Origin of the sequence: Burkholderia sp. 22313 (assembly GCF_052045245.1) — a bacterium.
GTDB lineage: Bacteria > Pseudomonadota > Gammaproteobacteria > Burkholderiales > Burkholderiaceae > Burkholderia.
This window is the reverse complement of the sequence record NZ_JBQEON010000024.1, coordinates 11,472-33,734: the sequence shown is the minus strand read 5'-3', so window position 1 is coordinate 33,734 and position 22,263 is coordinate 11,472. Positions and strand designations below refer to the sequence as shown.

The window sequence follows — 22,263 nt, the reverse complement described above, 5'->3', positions numbered from 1 at the left end:
ACTGGAGAACGCCCATGCGTATTGCCCAGATCGCGCCGCTTTACGAAGCTGTCCCGCCGAAACTCTATGGCGGCACCGAGCGCGTCGTGTCCTACCTCACCGAGGCGCTCGTCGAACTCGGCCACGACGTGACGCTGTTCGCCAGCGGCGACTCCGTCACGTCCGCCCGACTCGAGGCAGCCTGGCCACGCGCGCTGCGGCTCGACCCTTCGATCCGCGACTCGATGGCGCCCCATATGCGCCTGATCGAGCAGGTGGCGCGTGTCGCGCACGAATTCGACGTGCTGCACTTCCACCTCGACTACCTGCCGTTCGCGCTGATGTCGCGCCTCGACACGCCTTACGTGACGACGCTGCACGGCCGCCTCGACCTGCCGGAACTGCAGCCGGTGTTCGACGCGTTCCCGGACTCGCCGGTCGTGTCGATCTCGAATTCGCAGCGCAAGCCGCTGCCTCAGGCCGCCTGGGCCGGCACCGTGTATCACGGGCTGCCCGACACGCTGCTCACGCCGCAACCGGCCGTGAAACCCGAGTACCTGGCGTTCCTCGGCCGGATCTGCCCCGAAAAGCGCGTCGACACCGCGATCCGGATCGCCGCGCAAAGCGGGCTGCCGCTGAAGATCGCCGCGAAGGTCGACAAGGCCGACGCGGACTACTTCAAGGAAGTGATCGAGCCGCTGCTCGGCGAGGCGCACGTGGAATTCATCGGCGAGATCAACGAGGCCCAGAAGCCGGCATTCCTGTCCGGCGCGAAGGCGCTGCTGTTCCCGATCGACTGGCCGGAACCGTTCGGCCTGGTGATGATCGAGGCGATGGCCTGCGGCACGCCGGTCGTCGCGTTCAACCGCGGCTCGGTACCGGAGGTGATCGAGGACGGCGTGACCGGCTTCATCGTCGAGGACGTGCAGGGTGCGGTCGGCGCGCTGCACCGGATCGACAGCCTGTCGCGCGATGCGATCCGCGCACGCTTCGACACGCGTTTCAGCTCGAAAGCGATGGCGCGACGTTATGTTGAAACCTACGAATCGCTTTGCACGGCGGCAAAACAGCCGACGCTGCGCCGGGTCGCCGGCGCCTGACGTCGAAATTCGCCAGGAAATATTCGGTAAAATTCGCGCGGAAATCGGCGCGTAAAACCCAAAGGCGCGAAAGAGCCGCATCGTCGATGCGGCTCTTTCTTTTTGCGCGGTCATTCGATCAGGAAACGGTCCCGGTTTTTTCCGACGATCCAATTCGGCGGCTTGCCGCGGCCGCTCCAGGTCGCACCCGACTTCGGGTCGCGGTATTTCGGGGGCAGCGGCGCCTTTTTCGGCGGACGGCCGCGCCGCGCTCGCTCCGCGAAGCCCAGGTCCTGGGCCGTCAGCCCATATTCGGCAATCATCCGCTGGACGTCGGCGATCACCGCTGCCACTTCCTGGCGGCGCACGTCATCCGCCTGGGCTTGCAGATCGGCGATCTGCGCCTTGAGTTTCGCGTATTGAGACATTTTTCGACTCCCTTTTTTCCATGATGCGGCTCCGGCGAGTCCGGCCGGAACGCCAACACCCGTTACGTCATCCGCACTGCCGCCCTGCTCTTCGAAATTAATGCTGCCATCTTTAACCGATTCGGCTATATCGAGAATGCGGACTTATTCTAATAAAGGCCATTCGCCGGTCATTCAAATTTAACAATCGTTGACCCTCCGGACGCCGTTTCATTTCCTATAATCCAGACCAATTCGGGGCGACGAAATAAATCAGCCGGTCGTCCGTTAGCCTTCAACCCACTTGAACGAGGTCCTTACATGAATCTTTCTCAGCGCTTGGCTGCAGAGGCATTCGGCACGTTCTGGCTGGTGCTCGGCGGGTGCGGAAGCGCCGTGCTGGCTGCCGCCTTTCCGGGCCTCGGCATCGGCTTTGCCGGTGTTGCACTCGCATTCGGCCTCACTGTGCTGACGATGGCATTCGCGATCGGCCATATTTCGGGTTGCCATTTGAATCCGGCCGTGAGCGTCGGCCTGACGGTTGCCGGCCGCTTCCCGGCACGCGATCTCGCGCCGTACATCGTCGCGCAGGTGATCGGTGCCACGCTCGGCGCGTTCGTGCTGTACCTGATCGCGACCGGCAAGCCGGGCTTCGATGTCGTCGGCAGCGGCTTCGCGACGAACGGCTTCGGCGAGCGCTCGCCCGGCCACTACTCGCTCGGCGCGGCGTTCATCTGCGAAGTCGTGATGACGGGCTTCTTCCTGTTCGTGATTCTCGGCGCCACCGACAAGCGCGCGCCGGCCGGCTTCGCGCCGATCGCGATCGGCCTGTGCCTGACGCTGATCCACCTGATCTCGATCCCGGTCACCAACACCTCGGTGAACCCGGCCCGCTCGACCGGCCCCGCGCTGTTCGTGGGCGGCGAAGCGATTGGTCAGCTGTGGCTGTTCTGGGCGGCACCGATCATCGGTGCGGCAATCGCCGGGATCGTCTACCCGCTGATCGCGGGGCGTGACGATGCCGTCGGCCTGCTGCCCGCATCCGCTCGCACAAGCGAATAAACACTACGGGGTTATGCGAGCAGAGCAGCGAGCCTCACGCTGTCGAACAACATCGAGGCAGATTGTTTGGACGGGCGCCGCTGGCGCCCGTTTTTCATTTCCGCTCGATGTCCGCTCAGGAGGCGGCGACGCCGTCGACGGTGCCCTCGAGCGCGAACAGCGTGCGCAGGTGGCGGGCGACGCCCGCGTCGAAGTTGTTGCCGATCCGCGGGATGTGCGGCAGGTGCGCGACCAGATCGGGATTCGCGTTGTTCATCATGAATGCGTGACCGGCCGTTTCGAGCAGGTCGATGTCGTTCATGTTGTCGCCGAATGCGATGCAGTGGCCGGTGTCGACGCCGAGCCGCGCGAGCACCGCGCGCAGCGCGCGGCCCTTCGACACGTTGGCGGTCATCACTTCGAGACAGTCGGGCAGCGAGTACGTGACGTACAGCGCGTCGCCGAACTGCACGCGCATCTGCTCGGCGACCACCGCCAGATCGGCCGGCTCGCCGATATAGAGCACCTTCGCGATGTCGGCGCCGTCGTGCGCGGCCATGTCGATCACGTCGTAGCGGAAGCCCGAATCCTGGTGGAATTCGAGCAGATGCGGCGCTTCGCGGTCGATCAGCCAGCCGCGGTCGGTGAACAGGTTGACGATCACGCGCCCGTGCGCGCCGGTCACGCCCGGCTGCACCAGGCCGCGGACAATCGCCGGATCGATGTCCTGCGCATGGATCGCCGTGTCGTCCGGCGCATGCACGCGCGCGCCGTTCGACGTGATCAGGTACGGCCGGATGCCCAGCACGTCACGGATGCCGGTGACGTCCGCGTAGTGGCGCCCCGTCGCGATCACGAACTGCAGGCCGTCGCGATCGAGCCGACGGACGGTTTCGATCGTGTACGGATCAAGCTGGTGGTCGCTGTTCAGCAGGGTGCCGTCGAGGTCGGTGGCGATGACTTTGTACATGGGGACGGGTGAATGGCGCGCAGGATGCTGCGGAGCCGCCATTTTAACGTCGTGCCCGGACGCGCGTCGGGCGGTTGGGGATCGGGGCCGGCGAGCTCGGGCCGGGCGTTCGGCCTGTAGTCCGCCGGGGGTTCGGATGGCGCAGCTTGCTTGGTCGGCTTTGCAGATCCGCCCCCCGGCCTGCTCACGACACGCCCGCGAGAACCGTTCACCCTGCTTCAGCTGCCTTCAACGCCTGCAGCGCGAGCGTCAACGCGCCGTGCGCGGAATCGTCGAGCGGCGCGCGCAGCCGGGCCGCGTGACGCGCCGGCACGGCCGGGGCAAGTGCATCGGCCAGCCCACCGCACAGCGCGACCGGCAGCGCCTGCGGCGGATCGAGCGCGTCGATCATCTTGCCGATCTCTTCGCCCGCCTGCGCGATCAGCGCGGCCGCATGAGGATGGTCACGGTGCGCGAACACGATCGGCGCGAGGCGCGCGTAGATCGTCTGGTTCGCATCGCACGACCACTGGACGAGCGCGTCGCGATCGTGCGCCCCCGTTTCCGCGAGCAGCGCGCCGGCGAACGCGTCGCGCGGCGCGCGGCCATCGAGCGCCTGCTGCGCGTAGGCGAGCGCGCGCATGCCGAGCCATGCGCCGCTCGCCTCGTCGCCGGACGGAAAGCCGAAGCCGCCCGCGATGCGGCAGTCGCCCGCCGCGTCGAGCGCCGCCGCGATGCTGCCCGTGCCGAGCGCGACGATGAGCCCCGGCGCGCCGCCATGCGCACCGACGACGGTCGTATAGGCATCACTCTCGATCGCAAGCGCGCCGAGCGGCGCCTGCGCGCGGAACGCGGCGAGCCACGCGGCATTGTTGACGCCCGCGAGCCCGCAACCGAGCGCGCACTGCGACCAGTCGAACGCGAGCCCCGCCCGCGAGAATGCATCGGCGCAGGCCGCGCCGATCGATGCCCATGCGCGCTCGATGCCGAGGCCGAGCCCCGACGGGCCGCCGCGCCCCTGTGCGAGCTCGCGCCCGTGCCGGTCGGCCAGCACCGCGCGGGTGCCGGTGCCGCCGCCGTCGATGCCGATCGCAAAAAGTAATGCCGTCATGCGTTGATCCTGCTGATTCGAACAGGCGCCAAGCTTAACCGGATCGGCGCCGCGCGCCCATCTGCCGTTCGGCCGGCTATCCCGGCGATGGGGCATCCGCTATGCTGGCGCGATCGAATCGACACTGGAACGAGGCTGACGATGTCGCAGCGGTGTAACTGGGTAAAGACGGAAGCGGACGCTCACTATCACGATACCGAGTGGGGCGTGCCGTCGCATGACGATCGCCACCTGTTCGAAATGCTGATTCTGGAGGGCGCGCAAGCCGGGCTGTCGTGGTCGACGATCCTCAACAAGCGCGCCGGCTATCGCGAGGCATTCGCCGACTTCGATGTCGACGTGGTCGCGCGCTTCACGCCGAAGCGTATCGAGAAACTGCTCGAGAACCCCCGGATCGTGCGCAATCGCGCGAAGGTCGAATCCGCGGTGACCAATGCACGGGCCGTGCAGCGCATTCGCGACGATCACGGGTCGCTCGCGGCCTTCCTGTGGTCGTTCGTCGACCACACGCCGGTCCAGAATGCCTGGCAGTCGTATCGCGACGCGCCCGCGTCGACCGCCCAGTCGGACGCGCTCAGCAAGGCGCTGAAGGTATACGGCTGCAAGTTCGTCGGCTCGACGATCTGCTATGCGCTGATGCAGGCAACCGGGATGGTCAACGACCATGAGGTCGGCTGCCCGTGCCATGCGCGATGCGCGACGCTCGGCGGCAAGCAGCCCGCGCGGCAACGCAAGGCGGGCTGACGGCCCCGGAATCCTCCCGGCCGGCCGACTTGCCGCACCGGCGCGCAGAGCGTCAGAGCGTCAGTGCGTCAGTGCATCAGCGCGCCACCGGATGAGCCGCGCACGGTGGGTTCGTGCCGCGCAGATCGATTGCCGGGTGACAATGCCCGCAGCCTTGCACGTTGGTCACCGGCGGCGCCACGCCGCCATCGCCCGACGATGCGCTCGTCACCTTTGCGCCTGGATCGGCAACTTTTTCCGGCCCCGAAAAGCAAAACGGCGGAGCGGCTTCTTTCGAAGCACGCTCCGCCGTTTCGCGGCGAACCGTCAGACGCTCTTAGTGGAGCTTCTTCGGCAGCATCTGGCTGCGCAGGCGCTTGTGCAGGCGCTTGACGGCTGCTGCCTTCTTGCGCTTGCGGACTGCGGTCGGCTTTTCGTAGGACTGGCGTTCGCGCAGTTCAGCGATCAGGCCATTTTTTTCGATAGCACGGCGAAAGCGGCGAATCGCCACTTCGAACGGCTCGTTTTCTTTCAGAAGAATCGTCGTCATGTCGTTCCTAAATTGCTTAAACGGTCAAAAACGTAGCGGCCAAGCGCCACGCACCGGCCATCCGAGCGTCCCCCACAACAGGCGAAACGAGCGGAAATACGGCCTCGGAGGCCGGAAAAGAGAGGCGGAAAGCACCGCGAGTACGCTTCACAACCGCGTGCAGCGCCGCGTTTGACTGCCAGCAAGAATGCCGAGACGGCACAGGCGTGACAGAAAATCTCAATTCAGCCCGCCATCATAGCAGGGAATCACAGACAAAACCACCCTTTTGTCGGTCGCGGGTGCACAGCGTCGCGACTGCATGTTCAGGCCCGTCTCTGCCCCCAGTTAATCCACGGGCGCGCCGGGCCGATCCGAAATGACAAAGAAGGATAAAAAATCGGGCCGAATCTCAACGCGCCCCTCAAGTTTTGTTTTGGGCCGCCGAAATCCTGCTCTGAGGCGGCCAGCAATGAACGAGTGCTTCCGCCGACGCCAAAAACGGCTTTTCAGGGCTTTCGGCTTAAACAGGAGATTTTCCATGCTCGGAATCAACAGCAACATCAACTCGCTGGTTGCACAGCAGAACCTCAACGGCTCGCAAAACGCCCTGTCGCAGGCAATCACCCGCCTGTCTTCGGGCAAGCGCATCAACAGCGCGGCGGACGACGCAGCAGGCCTCGCGATCTCGACCCGGATGCAGACGCAGATCAACGGTCTGAACCAGGGCGTGTCGAACGCCAACGACGGCGTGTCGATGATCCAAACGGCATCGAGCGCACTGTCGTCGCTGACGAACAGCCTGCAGCGTATCCGCCAGCTGGCCGTCCAGGCGTCGACGGGCACGATGTCCACGACCGACCAGGCAGCACTGCAACAGGAAGTTGCGCAGCAGGTCCAGGAAGTTAACCGTATCGCGTCGCAAACGACGTACAACGGCACGAACATCCTGAACGGCAACGCAGGCATCGTGTCGTTCCAGGTCGGTGCGAACGTCGGCCAGACGATTTCGCTGGACCTGAGCCAGAGCATGTCGGCGGCACAGATCGGTGGCGGCGTCGTCCAGACGGGCCAGACGGTCGGCACGGTCACGGGCCTGAGCCTCGACTCCACCGGCAAGTACACGTCGTCGGGCGCAGCGATCACGGCTGTCAACGTGACGTCGGACGGCAAGGGCGGCTTCACGTTCACCGACCAGAACGGCACGTCGATCACGGGCGCAACGGCAGCGGCAATCTTCTCGACGTCGACCGCCGCCGCGACCAACGGCACGACGGTCACGCAGATCTCGATCAGCGCGGGCGCAACCAGCACCAGCATGTCGGCAGCGTCGCTCACCGCGATCTCGAACGCAGTCACGCAGATCGACGCCGTCAACAAGCCGGCAACCGTGTCGGGCCTCGACATCAGCACGGTCAGCGGCGCGAACGTCGCAATGGTCTCGATCGACAACGCACTGCAGACGGTGAACAACCTGCAGGCAGCGCTCGGCGCGGCACAAAACCGTTTCACGGCAATCGCCACGGCGCAGCAGGCAGAATCGACCGACCTGTCGTCGGCACAGTCGCAGATCACCGACGCGAACTTCGCGCAGGAAACCGCGAACATGTCGAAGAACCAGGTGCTGCAGCAAGCAGGCATCTCGGTGCTCGCACAGGCGAACTCGCTGCCGCAGCAGGTCCTGAAGCTCCTGCAGTAATCGCGTAGCAACCGACGGCCGGGCCCGCGCATGACGCGCGGCCCGGCCGCAAGCGCTTGGCACGCGGGGCATCGCCCCGCGGCTAGGTCTTCATCCAGAATTCCACGGACCATCCGCCGCACGGAGCACCACGATGTCGACGATCAATTCCGCCAACAATTCGGCCAACACCCAGCTGCAGCAGGCGGCCCAATCGATCATCAGCGGTTCGACCGGCAACTCGTCGATGGACGTGAACTCGCTCGTGACGGCACTCGTCAACGCGAAGACCGCCGGTCAAGCCGCCGCGCTCAGCGCGCAGCAAGGCAGCGACAACACCCAGATTTCCGCGTTCGGCGCCCTTTCGGCCGCGCTGAGCGCACTGCAGGCCAGCCTCGCGACGCTGTCGAACGGCTCGCTGCAGAACACCTTCACCGCGACCGCGAGCGGCACCGGCCTCACCGCGACCGCGGGTGCCGGCGCAGTGGCCGGCAGCTATTCGGTCGGTGTCACGCAGATCGCGACGTCGCAGTCGCTGTCGTCGGCCGCGTTCGGTTCGTCGACCGCGCTCGGCACCGGCACGATGACGCTGTCGCTCGGCAGCCAGTCGTTCACGGTCGACGTGAACAGCACCAACAACACGCTGTCCGGCATCGCCGCCGCGATCAACAACACCTCCGGCAACCCCGGCATCGTCGCATCCGTCGTCAACGGCAGCGACGGCGCGCACCTCGTGCTCAGCTCGACGCCGACCGGCGCGGCCAGCACGATCAGCGTCGCGCTCAGCAACGTGTCCGGCGACAACGGCCTGTCCAGCCTCGGCGTCACGTCGACGGCCAGCACGACGGGCGGCCAGTCGACGATCACGTCCGCGAACGGGAGCGCCGCCTGGAAGCAGAGCACGGCCGCGCAGGACGCCGCGTTCACGATCAACGGCATCGCCGGCACGAGCGCGAGCAACACCGTGACGAGCGCGATCACCGGCGTCACGCTGAACCTGACCAGCGCCGCCGTCAATGCAACGCAGCCGCAGACGCTGACGGTCGCCACCGACACGAAATCCCAGGCCGCCGCGATCAACAACTTCGCGACGCTCTACAACACGCTCGTCACGACGATGGGCTCGCTGTCGAGCTTCACGTCCGGCGCGGCGTCGCAAGGCCCGCTGCTCGGCGACTCGACACTGAACACGATCAAGAACGCGCTCGCGTCGATCGTCGCGAGCGGCGTGAAGGGCAATGGCTCGACGACCAACCTCGCGTCGATCGGCGTCACGCTGCAGGCCGACGGCACGCTGCAGGTCGACAGCACGGCGCTCAACGGCGCGCTGCAGAACAATCCGACGGGCGTCGCGTCGCTGTTCAACTCGACGAACGGGATCGGCCAGCAACTGACGACCAACATCACGAACTACACGCAGACGAACGGGCTGATTGCCGCGCGTACCACGGCACTCAAAAACGACCTGACGAACGTCTCCACGCAGCAGTCGAACCTGTCGAACTACGTCGCACAGCTGACGACCCAGTACCAGGCGCAGTTCACCGCGCTCAACAAGCTGATGGCGACGATGAACAGCAACTCGCAATACCTGACGCAGTTGTTCGGCGGCGCAAACAGCGCCGGCGCGATGTCGACCAACAAGGGCTGACCGCCAGCCCGCCCGGAGAGTCCAGATGGAACAGACCGAACTGATCGCGCAACTCGAGGCGCTCACCGACGCGCTCGAACACGCAGCCGCGATGGCCGACTGGGTTCAGGCGGCACGCATCGCCGATGCCCGCGCGCCACTCGTCGCGCAGCTCGCGGTCGACCAGCCGCCCGAGGCTGTCGCCGCGATCCGCCGCATGCAGGCCCGCAACGACCGCGTCTTCGCCGACGCGCAACGCGCGCAACAGGAGCTGACCGACGAATACCGGGCGGCGATGGGACGCGTACAGGCCGTCGGCCAGTATCAGAGCATCGCGAGCCGGTAAGCCGCCGCGCGACCTGCGCGCCATCCGGGCGCGCACAACCCGACAACAAGAACTACACGCTGATGTGAGGGCGTGCTCGTTCGCCTCCGCCCGCCTCGCGCGGGCGTTTTTTTTGGCGCGCCGCCGGGTGCGCCGCCCGCGCCGCGGCCGCCCGTTCAATCGGCCAAACTGACCGGGCTTTTACCGTCAACTCGGGGCATCGTCGCGGCGGCACGCTGCCGATAATGGTATCGACCGACTTTCCGCAGATTTCATCATGCTCTCGTTCGAACTGCCCGCCTCCACCCCGCTTACGCCCGAACAGCAGCTTGCGCAGGACATCGCGCTCGTCCTGGACAACGCGCTCGAGCGCCAGCGCGCCGGTGCTTTCGACGACGCGCGCACGCTCTACGAAGCAATCCTCGACGCGGTGCCCGCGCATGGGGCGGCGCACTACAACCTCGCGGTCCTGCTGGTCGATACGGGCCGGCCGATCGACGCTGTGCCGCATTTCGAAGCCGCGCTCGGCGCGGACCCGGCCAACGGTTATTACTGGGTCAGCTACATCCACGCGCTGCACCGCAGCGGACAAGCGGCCGCCGCGTGGATCGCGGTCGAGATCGCGCAGCAGCGCGGCGTGCACGGCCCGGCGCTCGACGCACTGATTGCGCAACTCGCCATGCCCGACTCGGTATTCGCGACTGCCGCGGTTCCGGCTGCCGAAGCGGGCAGCACCGCAACGGCGATCGTCGCGGAAACCGTCGCGAATGCGGCCGCGAGCGACGACGCCGGCAAGTCTCTGCGTCGTGCCAGCCAAACCCTGCTGCAGAAGCATTCTGCCCTGTACGCCAAGGGCAAGTATGCGCAAGCGACTGCGCATGCGCAGCGACTCGTCGCCGAATACCCGGACGACGGCGCCTGCTGGCGCGCGCTGTCCGCCTCGCTGCACCGGGGCGGCCGCTTCGCGGAACTGATCGAGGCCGGGCTGCGCACGGTCGCCCTGCTTCCGGATGAAGTGCTCGTCCGCATCCTGCTCGCCGATACGCTGCGGGTGATGAACCGTCTCGCGGAAGCCGAGGCGCAGTGTCAGCGTCTGCTCCAGCTTCAGCCGGATCACCCGGAGGCGGTGCGGATCCACGGGCTCGTGCTGTTCTCGCTGCGCCGCACCGACGAAGCGATCGCGGCCTGCCGGCGCGCGGTGGAACTTGCGCCCGGCGTCGCGGCACCCTGCGGCTCGCTCGGATTCGTGCTGCTCGAACAGGGGGCGACACAGGAAGCGCTCGGCTGGCTGCGGCGCGCAATCGAAATCGACCCGACGGACAGCGTGACCCACAGCAGCATGCTGTTCTGCATCGCCCACAGCAGCGACTTCGATCCGCAAACGCTCGTCGCCGAACACCGCCGGTTCGGCCAGCGCTACGACAGCCGCAAGCGCAAGCGCACGGCGGCCGCCTTCCCGAACCCGCGCAACCCGGCACGCAAGCTGCACGTCGGTTTCGTGTCGGGCGACCTGTTCGGCCACGCGGTCGCCTCCTATGCGTTGCCGGTGATCGAGCAGCTCGCATCCGATCCCGGCATCGCGATGCACTTCTATCACAATCACGTCGACGAGGATTCGACCTCGGAACGCTTCAAGGTCCACGCGACGAACTGGCGCAATGTCTCCGGAATGAGCGACGAGGCGTTCCTCGAGCGCTTGCGCAATGACGGGATCGACATCGCGCTCGACCTGTCGGGCCACACCGGCCGCAACCGTCTCGTCGCGCTCGCGCAGCGCGCGGCGCCGGTGCAGGCGTCGTGGATCGGCTACCCGGCCACGACCGGCCTCAGCGCGATGGACTACTACCTGACGGACCGCTTCGTCGCGCCGCCCGGCGCATTCGAAGACCAGTTCGTCGAGCGCCTGGTGCGGCTGCCCGCGATCGCACCGTTCATGCCGCCGCCGAACTGCCCGCCCGTGAACGTGCTGCCGGCGCTGCACAACGGCTATACGACCTACGCCAGCTTCAACCGCCTGAACAAGCTGAGCCCGCACGTGATCGAGGTCTGGGCGCGCGTCCTGCACGCGGACCCGACCGCGCGCATGACGCTCGGCGCGATCGGCAGCGACGGCGACCAGCAGACGCTGACCGAATGGTTCGCCGCCGCCGGCATCGATGCCGGCCGCCTGACGTTCCGCCGGCGCTCGAACATTCCGGTTTACATGCAGCAGCATCACGGCGTCGACCTCTGTCTCGACGCGTTCCCGTACACCGGTTCGACGACGACGCTGAATGCGTTGTGGATGGGCGTGCCGACCGTGACGATCCCCGGCGCGACGATGGCCGGACGCGGCAGCGCGGGCTGGCTGCAACACGTCGGCCTCGACGCCTACATCGCGACCGACGAGGACGATTTCGTCGCGAAGGCGCTGGCGCTCGGTCACGACACCGCCGCGCTGCAGGCGCTGCGCGCGGACCTGCGCGCGCGCTGCGGCCAATCGGCCGCGTTCCGGCCCGCCGTGGTCGCGGCCGGGCTGTCGTCGGCGCTGCGCACGATGTGGACCCGCTGGTGCGCGAACGAGCCGGCGACCGCATTCGACACGCCGCTGTTCGAGGACACCGCCACCGCACAGGCTGCGGCCGAGGCCTGAAGCCACGCCAGATCGAGAGAGACCATCATGACCGCCAGCCTGCCCGCGTCGTCCGTCGCGCAATTGCCGCACGAACGCATCTACGTCACGCAACCGCACCTGCCTCCGCTCGCGGAATTCCTGCCGTATCTCGAGCAGATCTGGACGAGTCGCATGCTGACCAACGGCGGTCCGTTCCATCAGCAGTTCGAGCGCGCGCTCTGCGAGTATCTCGGTGTCCCGCACCTGTCGCTGTTCGCGAACGGCACGCTCGCGCTCGTGACCGCGCTACAGGCGCTGCGCATCACCGGCGAGGTGATCACGACCCCGTACTCGTTCGTCGCGACCGCGCATTCACTGCTCTGGAACGGCATCAAGCCGGTATTCGTCGACGTCACGCCCGGCACGCTCAATCTCGACCCGGCACGCATCGAGGCGGCGATCACGCCGCAGACCACGGCGATCATGCCCGTGCATTGCTACGGCAACCCGTGCGACGTCGACGCGATCCAGAAGATCGCCGACAACTACAACCTGCGCGTGATCTACGACGCCGCGCATGCATTCGGCGTGCAGAACGCCACGGGCAGCGTGCTGACCCACGGCGACCTGTCGGTGCTGAGCTTTCACGCGACGAAGGTCTTCAACACGTTCGAAGGCGGCGCGATCATCTGCCCCGACGCGAAGACCAAGCAGCGGATCGATCACCTGAAGAACTTCGGTTTCGTCGACGAAGTCACGGTCGTCGCGCCCGGCATCAACGGCAAGATGAGCGAAATCAACGCCGCGTTCGGGATGCTGCAGTTGCAGCACATCGACGGCGCGCTCGCGCGCCGCCGCGAGATCGACGCGCTGTACCGCACGCTGCTGGCCGACGTGCGAGGCATCCGCTGCGTGCCGCTCGGTGGCCAGACCGTCGCGAACCACGCGTATTTCGCGATCCTCGTCGACGAAGACTATCCGCTCGACCGCGACGCGCTGTACCAGAAGCTGCGCGACTACGACGTGTACGCGCGCCGCTACTTCCACCCGCTGATTTCCGAATTCCCGATGTACCGCGGGCTGCCATCCGCGAGCCGCGACAACCTGCCCGTCGCCACGGAGGCCGCGCGCAAGGTGCTGTGCCTGCCGATCTACCCGGCGCTCGGCGACGACATGGTGCGCCGCATCGTCGAGTTGATCGCCGCCTGACGCGCGGCGCTTACAGGTAGCGCTCGCCGGCCGCGCGCGCGCGGATCCGGCGCGCCGGGTTGCCGTACGCAACCGTGTACGGCTCGACGTCGTGCAGCACGACCGCGCCGGCGCCCACGACGCCGTGCTCGCCGACCGCGATCCGGTGCCGCAGCATCGCGCCGAGGCCGATCGCCGCACCGTGGCCGATCCAGCAGTTGCCGCCGGTGACGACCCCCGGCGCGAGGCTCGAGAAATCCTCCATCACGCCATCGTGGTCAAGCGACGCATTCGTGTTGACGATGCACCCGTCGCCGATCGTGCAGCACGGGTTGATCACCGCGCCGGCCATCACGACCGCTCCCGCGCCGATCGTCGACGCCTTGCCCACCCGCGCAGCCGGATGCACTGCCGAGACGCACGGCAGGCCCGGCACGCGCGCCGCGAGCGCGGCCGTCACGTTCTCGCGTGCGTGGTTGTCGCCGATGGCGACCAGCAGCCCGGCAATCCGGTGCGCGTCGATCAGTTGCGGCAGGTCGCGCTCGGTGCCCAGCACCGCGTAGCCGAGCGTCTCCTCGCCGCGGGCCCGGAACGAATCGATCAGCCCGGCGATCCGGTACCGGCCGGCCTGTTCGACGATGTCGATCACGACCTTGGCGTGACCGGACGAGCCGACGATGACGATGTTTTCCACGAAGGCCTCGATTGACCGGGATTGATCGGAAAAGCAGAAGCGGCATTGCCGCGTTCCCTGCAGTATGCCGTGTCGCCGCGCCCGCGCGGCACGCGCCATCGCATCAGACGGTACGCGCCGTTTCGTTCACGCGAGCGGCTGCAAAATGCGCGGCAAACGCCTCCCGCACACGTTCGGCCAACTGAATCCAGTTGTCGTCGCGCCCGCGCCGGAACAGCCGCACCGTGCCCGGATACCACGGCGAATCCTCGCGGTCGTGCATCCAGCGCCAGTCCACGTCCTGATTCGGCAGCAGCACCCAGCAAGGCTTGCCGAGCGAGGCGGCCAGATGCGCGGTCGACGTGTCGACGCACACCACGAGATCGAGCTGCGCGACGATCGCGGCCGTATCGGCGAAATCGTCGATTTCCGAGCCCAGATGCAGCAGCGGCAGCCCGCCCGGCGGCTGGCGGGCCTCATCCTCGCCCTGCCCCTTCTGCAGGCTCACGAAATTCACGCCAGGCACGCTCCACAGCGGCGTCAGCAATGCCAGCGACGGCAGCGAACGGTGCGCATCGTTGTGATGCTTCGGGTTGCCTTTCCACACGAGACCGACGCGCGGGCCGGCCGGCAGCGCATCGACCCGCGCACGCCAGCGGGCGACGCGGGCCGGGTCGGGTACGAACCGCACCGGCGGCGGGATCGTGTCGAGCGTCGTGCCCACGTGCATCGGCGCGCTCAACAGGCTCGTCCAGTAATCGAATTGCGCGGCCTGCGCCGTGGCGGTCTCGTGATCGAGCACCGCGTCGACGCCGTCGACCGTCTCCATCAGACGATGCAGCGCGGGCTGGCACGCAAAGACCACCCGCGCCGCCCGCCGTGCGCGAAACGCCGAGAAATAGCGGCTGAACTGCAGCATGTCGCCGAGGCCGTCCTCCTGCCAGACGAGCAGCGTCTTGCCGGCCAGCGGCTCGCCTTGCCACTGCGCGCACCGCAGCACCTCGGGGGTCCGGCGGTGCACGAACGTCGACTGCTCGTAGCGGGATTCGTAGCGGCGCCAGCCTTCCTCGAACCGGCCGGCGCCCAGCAGCAGCGTCGCCAGCCCGAAGCGCGCGTCGCCGTAGTCGGCACGCAGGTCGAGCGCGCGGCGGTACGCGCGTTCGGCGTCGCCGACGCGGCCCGCATGCGCGAACGTCGTGCCGAGGTTGTAGTGCGCTTCGGCCATGTCCGGCGCGAGCGCGAGCGCGTCGGCGAACGCGGCCGCCGCTTCATCGTGGCGGCCCTGCGCGCGCAGCACGCAACCGAGATTGTTGCGCGGCTGCGGCAGGCCGGGCCGGCAGCGGATCGCTTCGCGATAGGCCGCTTCCGCTTCGGGCAGGCGATCGAGATTCTGCAGTGCGACGCCGAGGTTGTAATGCGCCTCCGGGTGGTCCGGACACAGTGCCAGCGCCTGCCGGCTGGCCGCCTCCGCTTCCGGCAACCGCTGCATGTCGACCAGGATCGCGCCGAGATTGGCGTGCGCGAGCGCGTGGTCGGCGCGAACGGCGATCGCGAGCCGGTACGCGAGTTCCGCCTCCGCCGGCCGGACAAGGACGCGCAGCAGGTTGCCGAGATCGATCAGCACGTCGGCGGACTGCGGCTCGATCAGAAGCGCCTGACCGAACGCCTGCTCGGCCTCGTCGAGCCTGCCGAGCGCTTCGAGCACCTTGCCGAACCGGTGATGGTGCGACGCGGGCAACGGCGTGACGGACGCGCACTGCCGGCGCAGCATCGCTTCGGCTTCGGGCCAACGGCCTTGCGACACGAGCAGCGCGCCGAGCCCCTCGTACGGCGGATCGAACGCCGGCATCGCGTCGATCGCATGCCGCCACCAGGCTTCCGCGTCCGCCAGCCGGTTCAGGCCCAGTGCGCACACGGCCGCGACATGCAGCGCCGCAACGGCCGGCGCCGGCCCGTCGAGCAGCGGCGCGACCCGCGACAGCGCGTCGGCAAACTGCCCGTCCTGACACAAGGTCGCGGCGTGCTGGACGCGCGCGGATTCGTCTGGAGCAGAGGTCATGTCATGCGGCCATGCGCTGCGCACATCGCGAACGGACGGTCAGACGGCCGCCGGTTTGGCGGCCGGGTGGCCCGCCTTGCCGGTGGCACGGTCCTTGGCTTCCTGGAGCGCGGCGAGCGTGTCGAGCGCACGCCCCTCGTCTGCTTCGAGATCGACGAGAAATGCGTCGTTGTTCTCCTTGATCCAGTCGAGCGGCATGTCCCACCACGCGAGTTGCAGCAGTTGCTCGCGCACTTTCTCCGAGAATCGGAAACGAACCAGGCGGGCCGGCGAACCTGCGTAGATTCCGTAGGCCTCGGTGCGGAAATTGGGCGGAATCACGGCCCGCGCGCCGATCACGCATCCGCTCGCCACTTCACTGCCGCCAAGGAACAGCGCTTCGTCACCGATCCAGACGTCGTTGTGGATCACGGTATCCGCGTATTGCGGCATCAATACGTTGTCGAGCCCATTGCCGTAGATGGCGAACAGCGACGTGGAGATGGTCCGCACTTCATGCTGGCCGTTCAGCAGGAATCGCAGGCGCATGCCGCCGGACACGTTCTTGCCGACCACGAGTTTCTGACATCCCTGGTCGTATTTCGCGATCGAGCCGACACCGAGACTCGAGCACCGGCCGATATGAAACGTACCGGCCTGCGCCTCTTCATCGACCCAGTTACGGAAGAAATTGTTCGGAATCGCCGAAAAGGCGCCGTCCCGGTAGCCCAGCACGATGAAATGCTTCGCCCACGCATGGTCGGACAGCACGCCAATACAATCGTCGGAGGTCGTAACGTTCATATGCGGTCACAGGTTTGCCGGCGCAGCGGCTCGATGCCGAAAACCGCACGGGTCGGAATGGGAAAGCGATGCGGCGCAATGTCCGCGATCATGGACGATGCAGTATAGAAAGCGCGCGGGAACGATCGACGACGAATAAGAACGGCGTTCTGACTTCTGTTCCGCGGATCGGGGTGGCGGAGGGGCGGGGGTGGCGCCACGGCGCGCGGCAGCGGCGGAGATGCTTTCACCGTGCCCGAGAGCAGGCGGCCCATGCCGTGCCGGCCAACGCGCTGACGAGACGACGCAGCACCGGAAGGCGCACGGACGCAACCCATCGCGCAACGCGACGCTTCGGCGAGTTCAGCAAGACAAATCGGGAAATTCAGTGCCTGGAATCAGGCCATTTGGCGCGCCCGGCTGGGATCGAACCAGCAACCCCTGCCTTCGGAGGGCAGTACTCTATCCATTGAGCTACGGGCGCATATGACGGTGACGACAGTGAAACGACCCCGATAAACCGGCCGCCTACCATCGGCAAGACGGCAAGGATACCCGGTTTCCCATGACGCGTCCACCTTGCCCGCCGAATCGTCGTCAGGCCCCCATTCGTGCGGGTAAACACGCGCCTTCGCACCGCTCGCCGTGATGTAAACGTTCCGTCTATAATCGTCCGTGCTTCATTGGACTGCCATTTTGCCGTTGCACCGCGCTCACAATTCCTATTCACGGAGACGAGGCAAGCATGAGCGAAGCACCCCACGAATCTCCCGTCAAAACACCCGGGCAGTTGATTGCCGTCATCATCGCGTCGTTCGCGATCCCGATCGCCCTGATCGTCCTGTTTGCCACCTATGCCAACCACGCGTTCCGTGCGGGCGCCGGCACGGATGCGCTATCCGACCAACAGGTCGCCGCACGGATCGCACCGCTCGCGCAGGTCGACGTGAAGGACGCGAACGCACCCCGCACGTACAAGACCGGCGAGGAAGTCTACAAGGCCGTGTGCGTGACCTGTCACGGCACGGGCGCGGCCGGCGCACCGAAGTTCGGCAACAAGGACGACTGGGCGCCGCGCATCTCGCAGGGCTTCGACACGCTGCTGAAAACCGCGCTGTCCGGCAAGGGCGCGATGCCGCCGCGCGGCGGTACGAGCCCCGACGACGTCAGCGACTATGAAATCGCACGCGCGATCGTCTACATGGCGAACAACGACGGCGCGAACTTCCCCGAACCGGCGGCACCGGCCGCCAACGCGGCGCCGGCAGCAAGCGGTGCGGCGGGCGCGGCAGGCGCATCGGGCGCCGACGCATCGAACGCGCAGGCCGCCGCCGCGATGGCCGCGATCGCCGCGATCCCGAAGGCCGGCGAAAAGCCCGCGGCCGCGCCGACCAGCGCCGACGCCGCCTCGGCCGGCAAGGCGCTGTACACGCAGGTATGCCAGGCGTGTCACGCGGCCGGCGTGCTCGGCGCGCCGAAGTTCGGCAGCAAGGAGGACTGGGCGCCGCGCCTGAAGGACTCGATGGACACCGTCTACAACTACGCACTGCACGGCAAGGGCGCGATGCCGCCGAAGGGCGGATCGAACGCGTCCGACGCCGACGTGAAGGCGGCCGTCGACTACATGGTCAACGCGGCGAAGTAACGGCAACGCCGGCCGGCCAGAAAAAACCCCCGCGACGCACGCGCGCCGCGGGGGTTTTCTTTTGCCGAAGCGGCCTGTCCGGCCACCTCGCCCATCACTTCTGCAGCAACGCCTTCAGGCTCGCGAGCCGGTCCTTCGGCGACATCGGCGCCTCTTCCGGCGTCGGCGGCGGCGCTTCGTCGAGGCCCATCTCGGGGATGAAGCGCGACGGTTCGCACACGACCGTCTCGCGCGCCCGCTTGCGCTTCTTGCACCAGTTCAGGTGCAGGCTGCGCTGCGCGCGCGTGATCGCAACGTACATCAGCCGGCGCTCTTCCTCGATCCGCTCGCTGTCGATCGGGCCGTCGTCCTCGCTGCCGCCGCGGTGCGGCATGATGCCCTCCTCGACGCCGACCAGGAACACGTGCGGATACTCGAGCCCCTTCGACGCATGCACGGTCGACAGCCGCACCGCGTCCGGATCCTCGTCCTTGCCTTCGAGCATCGACATCAGCGCGACGGTCTGGATCAGGCCGAGCAGGTTCTTGCCGGTGTCCGCGAGCCCGTCCGCGTTGTGAAAGCCTTCCGCCTCGCCGTCGACGGCGTCCGTCTCGGGCTTGGTGCCCTTGCGCTTCAGCCATTCGAGGAATTCGAGCACGTTCTGCCACTTCGACTGCGCCTGCCGCTCGTCGAACGCGTCGTACAGGTAGGCCTCGTAGTGGATGGCCTCCATCATGTCGTCGAGCACGACGGTCGCGGGCTCCTTGTCCGCGCGGTCGGTCAGGCGCTGGATGAAGTCGCAGAACATCCGCAGCGGCTCGACCTGCCGTGCGGACAGCCGCGCCTCGATCCCGCCCATGTACACCGCCTCGAACAGCGACACCTTCGCCTGCCCCGCGAACGAGCCGAGCGCTTCCAGCGTCGTGTTGCCGATCCCGCGGCGCGGCGTGGTGACCGCGCGGATGAACGCGGGATCGTCGTCGGCATTCGCGATCAGCCGCAGGTACGCGCACAGATCCTTGATCTCGGCCTTGTCGAAGAACGACTGGCCGCCCGACAGCACGTACGGGATCCGCTCGCGGCGCAGCACCTGCTCGAAGATCCGCGCCTGGAAATTGCCGCGATACAGGATCGCGTAGTCGCGGAACTGCGCGCGCCGCTCGAACTTGTGCGCGGACAGCCGGAACACGACCGATTCGGCTTCATGCTCTTCGTCGTTGCACGGCGTGACGGTGATCGAGTCGCCCATCCCGTGCTCGGACCACAGCTTCTTCTCGAACAGCTTCGGGTTGTTCGCGATCACGTTGTTCGCGGCGGTGAGAATCCGCACCGTCGACCGGTAGTTCTGCTCGAGCTTGACGAGGTGCAGCTTGGGGAAATCCTTGCCGAGCTGCGCGAGGTTCTCGAGCGTCGCGCCGCGCCAGCCGTAGATCGCCTGGTCGTCGTCGCCCACCGCGGTGAACGCGGCGCGCGGGCCGGCGAGCAGCTTCAGCAGCGCGTACTGGCACGCGTTGGTGTCCTGGTATTCGTCGATCAGCAGGTAGCGCAGCTTGTTCTGCCAGCGGTCGCGCACCTGCTCGTTCTTTTCGAACAGCTCGGCCGGCAGGCGGATCAGGTCGTCGAAGTCGACCGCCTGGTACGCATGCAGCGTCGCGACGTAGTTGCGGTAGACCAGCGCGGCCTGGTGCTCGTCCTCGTTGGCCGCGATCGTCATCGCCTCCTCCGGCATGATCAGGCCGTTCTTCCACAGCGAGATGGTGCTCTGGATCTTGCGGATCAGGCCCTTGTCGGTGGTGCCGATCTGCTCCTGGATCATCCCGAAGCAGTCGTCCGAATCCATGATCGAGAACTGCGGCTTCAGGCCGACGTGTTCGGCTTCCTGGCGCAGGATCTGCACGCCGAGCGAGTGAAACGTGCACACGGTGAGCTGGTTGACGGGCACCTTGCGGCCTTCCTTGCCGGGCGTGGTGAGCGTCTTGCCTTCGAGCAGCTTCGACACGCGCTCGCGCATTTCGGCGGCGGCCTTGTTCGTGAACGTGACGGCCGCGATGTGGCGCGGCTCGAAGCCTTTCGCTTCGATCAGGTGCGCGATCTTCTGCGTGATCACGCGGGTCTTGCCGCTGCCCGCGCCGGCGAGCACGAGGCAGGGACCGTCGAGGTAGCGCACCGCTTCGTTCTGAGCGGGGTTGAGGCCTGCGGACATGATGGCGGATGATGTTGCGGTTGACGGCGGAACGCCGGGAGGATGCCGCGCGCTGCAGGCCTGGAATGCAGGCGGATACGCGGAGCAGGACGCGCATGTTAACACGTCGGCGACGCGCTTTTCGGGAGCCCCGCCGGACGGGGCCGCGCGGGCAGCTTGCCGTTTTGTCCCCTTGCGCGGTGCGCGTTCCGCCCTGCGCCGGCCCGCATTCAATCCTCGCGCAACCCGTCGTCCCGCCCCTGTCCGGACGGCCAATCGACCCCCATTCCCGGCCCGATGGTCCACAATGGACGGCCGTCGCACCGGCGAGCTGGCCGGTCGATCGCGGCCGCGCCCGGCCGGCGTCGTGCCAAACGCCTGCCACACCCGCGCACGTGCCGCCTGCTGCCGCGCGTTTTGCCGATCGCGCCGGTGCACGCCGCCGCGCCATGCCAAAATAGCCGGTCGTCCTCGCGCCGCCACGGCGCGCCATCCTTTCGTTTCGTTTGCAGTCAGGGATCGCCATGTCGTCATTGCTCAGGATTGGTTTGATGGGTTTCGGTTTCGCCGGCGCGACGTTCCACGCGCCCGTGATCGCCACGAGCGGCCGCACCGAGGTCGCCGCGATCGCGACGGCACAGGCCGATCGCGCCCGCGCCGCGTATCCCGGCGCGCGCATCGTCCCCGATCTCGATACGCTGCTCGGCCTCGACGACATCGACTGCGTCGTGATCGCCACGCCGAACGACACGCACTTCGCGCTCGCGCGCCAGGTGCTGGAAGCCGGCCGCCACGTGGTCGTCGACAAGCCCGTCACGCTCACCGCCGACGAAGCGCTCGCGCTCGCACGGCTCGCGAACGCGCGCAGCCGGCTGTTCGCGCCGTTCCACAACCGCCGCTGGGACGGCGACTTCCTCACCGTGCGCCGCGTCGTCGAATCCGGCGAGCTCGGCCGGCTCACCTGGTTCGCGTCGCACTTCGACCGCTTCCGGCCGACCCCGCGCACGCGCTGGCGCGAGGAGCCCGCCCGCGGCGGCGGCCTGCTGCTCGACCTCGGCCCGCACCTGATCGACCAGGCGCTCGCGCTGTTCGGGCTGCCGGAAACGGTGAGCGCCACGGTCAAGACGCGCCGCGACAACGGCACGGCACCCGATTTCGTGCACCTGCTGCTCGGCTATCCGGACAAGGACGTCGCGCTGCACGCGAGCGCGCTGTCGGCGATCGAGCCCGCGCGCTTCACGCTGCACGGCACGCGCGGCAGCTACCAGAAGTTCGGGCTCGACACGCAGGAAGACCAGCTCAAGGCCGGCCTCACGCCGGACCACGTCGAGTTCGGCGGCGGCAATCCGCCCGGCGTGCTGCGCGTGCTCGACGGCGACGTCGAGGTCGAACGGCCGGTGCCGACGCTCGATGGCCAGTATGCGGAGTTCTACCGCGCGCTCGCCGCGTCGGTCCACGACGGCGCGCCGTTCCCCGTCACGCCGCAGGACGCCGTCGACGTGATGACGATCATCGAGCTCGCCGCGCAGAGCGAGCACGAAGGCCGCCGGGTACCCTTCGTGCGCCGCACCGTCTGACCGGCCGCCGGCCGGGTCGGTGCCGATCCCGGCCGCGGTCGTCAACCGCCGCCGCGCCCCGGCGGCGGCCACGCGTCGTGCCACGGCCGCTCGATCCCGAACATTCCGTTACAAATGGTGCGGGAACGAAAGTCAGCGGTCGTCCGGTCTGATG

Annotated in this window: 18 protein-coding genes and 1 tRNA gene; 10 read left to right on the top strand and 9 right to left on the bottom strand. The window is 67.4% G+C overall.

What is annotated here, in order from left to right; genetic code table 11:
• Nucleotides 1–14: 14 nt before the first annotated feature.
• Nucleotides 15–1,079 (top strand): glycosyltransferase family 4 protein, encoded by a 1,065-nt coding sequence (locus ACTJKF_RS19965; RefSeq protein ID WP_440625416.1) that lies wholly within the window; start codon nt 15–17, stop codon nt 1,077–1,079.
• A gap of 110 nt (nt 1,080–1,189) precedes the next feature.
• Here the strand turns inward: ACTJKF_RS19965 and ACTJKF_RS19960 are convergent, their stop codons facing one another.
• Complete coding sequence (locus tag ACTJKF_RS19960; protein ID WP_006489320.1) at nt 1,190–1,486, bottom strand: H-NS histone family protein; 297 nt, start codon at nt 1,484–1,486, stop codon at nt 1,190–1,192.
• 300 nt (nt 1,487–1,786) lie between these two features.
• Here ACTJKF_RS19960 and aqpZ point away from each other — a divergent pair, with 300 nt between their 5' ends.
• On the top strand, nt 1,787–2,527 hold the full coding sequence (gene aqpZ / locus ACTJKF_RS19955; RefSeq protein ID WP_440625414.1) for an aquaporin Z: 741 nt from the start codon (nt 1,787–1,789) through the stop codon (nt 2,525–2,527).
• A 115-nt stretch (nt 2,528–2,642) separates the two neighbouring features.
• Here aqpZ and ACTJKF_RS19950 read toward each other — a convergent pair whose 3' ends face one another.
• Both ACTJKF_RS19950 and ACTJKF_RS19945 read right to left on the bottom strand, forming a co-directional pair.
• On the bottom strand, nt 2,643–3,476 hold the full coding sequence (locus ACTJKF_RS19950; protein ID WP_440625412.1) for a Cof-type HAD-IIB family hydrolase: 834 nt from the start codon (nt 3,474–3,476) through the stop codon (nt 2,643–2,645).
• 208 nt (nt 3,477–3,684) lie between these two features.
• Complete coding sequence (locus ACTJKF_RS19945; protein WP_440625411.1) at nt 3,685–4,566, bottom strand: BadF/BadG/BcrA/BcrD ATPase family protein; 882 nt, start codon at nt 4,564–4,566, stop codon at nt 3,685–3,687.
• Nucleotides 4,567–4,707: 141 nt separating this feature from the next.
• On the opposite strand from ACTJKF_RS19945, the gene ACTJKF_RS19940 reads away from it, so the two are divergent.
• Complete coding sequence (locus tag ACTJKF_RS19940) at nt 4,708–5,310, top strand: DNA-3-methyladenine glycosylase I (protein WP_440625409.1); 603 nt, start codon at nt 4,708–4,710, stop codon at nt 5,308–5,310.
• Between the two features lie 316 nt (nt 5,311–5,626).
• Here the strand turns inward: ACTJKF_RS19940 and rpsU are convergent, their stop codons facing one another.
• Entirely contained in the window at nt 5,627–5,839 is a 213-nt protein-coding gene (gene rpsU / locus ACTJKF_RS19935) for a 30S ribosomal protein S21 (RefSeq protein WP_006401410.1), read from the bottom strand.
• Between the two features lie 520 nt (nt 5,840–6,359).
• On the opposite strand from rpsU, the gene ACTJKF_RS19930 reads away from it, so the two are divergent.
• The 5 genes from ACTJKF_RS19930 to vioA all read left to right on the top strand — a co-directional run bounded on the left by ACTJKF_RS19930 (nt 6,360) and on the right by vioA (nt 13,253).
• The gene (locus ACTJKF_RS19930; protein WP_440625406.1) at nt 6,360–7,517 is read left to right on the top strand and encodes a flagellin; all 1,158 of its coding nucleotides are present in this window, start codon (nt 6,360–6,362) and stop codon (nt 7,515–7,517) included.
• A gap of 133 nt (nt 7,518–7,650) precedes the next feature.
• A complete protein-coding gene (gene fliD / locus ACTJKF_RS19925; RefSeq protein WP_440625405.1) occupies nt 7,651–9,147 on the top strand; it encodes a flagellar filament capping protein FliD in 1,497 nt (498 codons plus the stop codon).
• 25 nt (nt 9,148–9,172) lie between these two features.
• On the top strand, nt 9,173–9,472 hold the full coding sequence (locus tag ACTJKF_RS19920; RefSeq protein WP_440625403.1) for a flagellar protein FliT: 300 nt from the start codon (nt 9,173–9,175) through the stop codon (nt 9,470–9,472).
• Nucleotides 9,473–9,728: 256 nt separating this feature from the next.
• Nucleotides 9,729–12,083, top strand: coding sequence for a tetratricopeptide repeat protein (locus ACTJKF_RS19915; RefSeq protein ID WP_440625401.1), 2,355 nt, complete (start codon nt 9,729–9,731; stop codon nt 12,081–12,083).
• A 27-nt stretch (nt 12,084–12,110) separates the two neighbouring features.
• Nucleotides 12,111–13,253: a dTDP-4-amino-4,6-dideoxy-D-glucose aminotransferase VioA gene (gene vioA, locus ACTJKF_RS19910; protein ID WP_440625400.1), complete on the top strand. Its 1,143-nt coding sequence runs from the start codon at nt 12,111–12,113 to the stop codon at nt 13,251–13,253.
• 10 nt (nt 13,254–13,263) lie between these two features.
• Here the strand turns inward: vioA and ACTJKF_RS19905 are convergent, their stop codons facing one another.
• The 4 genes from ACTJKF_RS19905 to ACTJKF_RS19890 form a co-directional block, all read right to left on the bottom strand.
• Nucleotides 13,264–13,926 carry an acetyltransferase gene (locus tag ACTJKF_RS19905; protein WP_440625398.1) on the bottom strand — a complete coding sequence of 221 codons (663 nt, stop codon included), beginning with the start codon at nt 13,924–13,926 and terminating at the stop codon, nt 13,264–13,266.
• Nucleotides 13,927–14,029: 103 nt separating this feature from the next.
• Entirely contained in the window at nt 14,030–15,964 is a 1,935-nt protein-coding gene (locus ACTJKF_RS19900; protein WP_440625396.1) for a tetratricopeptide repeat protein, read from the bottom strand.
• Between the two features lie 39 nt (nt 15,965–16,003).
• Nucleotides 16,004–16,747 (bottom strand): acetyltransferase, encoded by a 744-nt coding sequence (locus ACTJKF_RS19895; protein WP_440625395.1) that lies wholly within the window; start codon nt 16,745–16,747, stop codon nt 16,004–16,006.
• 387 nt (nt 16,748–17,134) lie between these two features.
• Nucleotides 17,135–17,210, bottom strand: a tRNA-Arg gene (locus ACTJKF_RS19890).
• Between the two features lie 261 nt (nt 17,211–17,471).
• Between ACTJKF_RS19890 and ACTJKF_RS19885 the strand changes: the two genes are divergently transcribed.
• Nucleotides 17,472–18,371 (top strand): c-type cytochrome, encoded by a 900-nt coding sequence (locus tag ACTJKF_RS19885; RefSeq protein ID WP_440625393.1) that lies wholly within the window; start codon nt 17,472–17,474, stop codon nt 18,369–18,371.
• Nucleotides 18,372–18,465: 94 nt separating this feature from the next.
• Here the strand turns inward: ACTJKF_RS19885 and ACTJKF_RS19880 are convergent, their stop codons facing one another.
• A complete protein-coding gene (locus ACTJKF_RS19880) occupies nt 18,466–20,553 on the bottom strand; it encodes a UvrD-helicase domain-containing protein (protein ID WP_440625392.1) in 2,088 nt (695 codons plus the stop codon).
• Between the two features lie 503 nt (nt 20,554–21,056).
• Here ACTJKF_RS19880 and ACTJKF_RS19875 point away from each other — a divergent pair.
• Nucleotides 21,057–22,109: an oxidoreductase gene (locus tag ACTJKF_RS19875; RefSeq protein WP_440625390.1), complete on the top strand. Its 1,053-nt coding sequence runs from the start codon at nt 21,057–21,059 to the stop codon at nt 22,107–22,109.
• Nucleotides 22,110–22,263 lie beyond the last annotated feature (154 nt).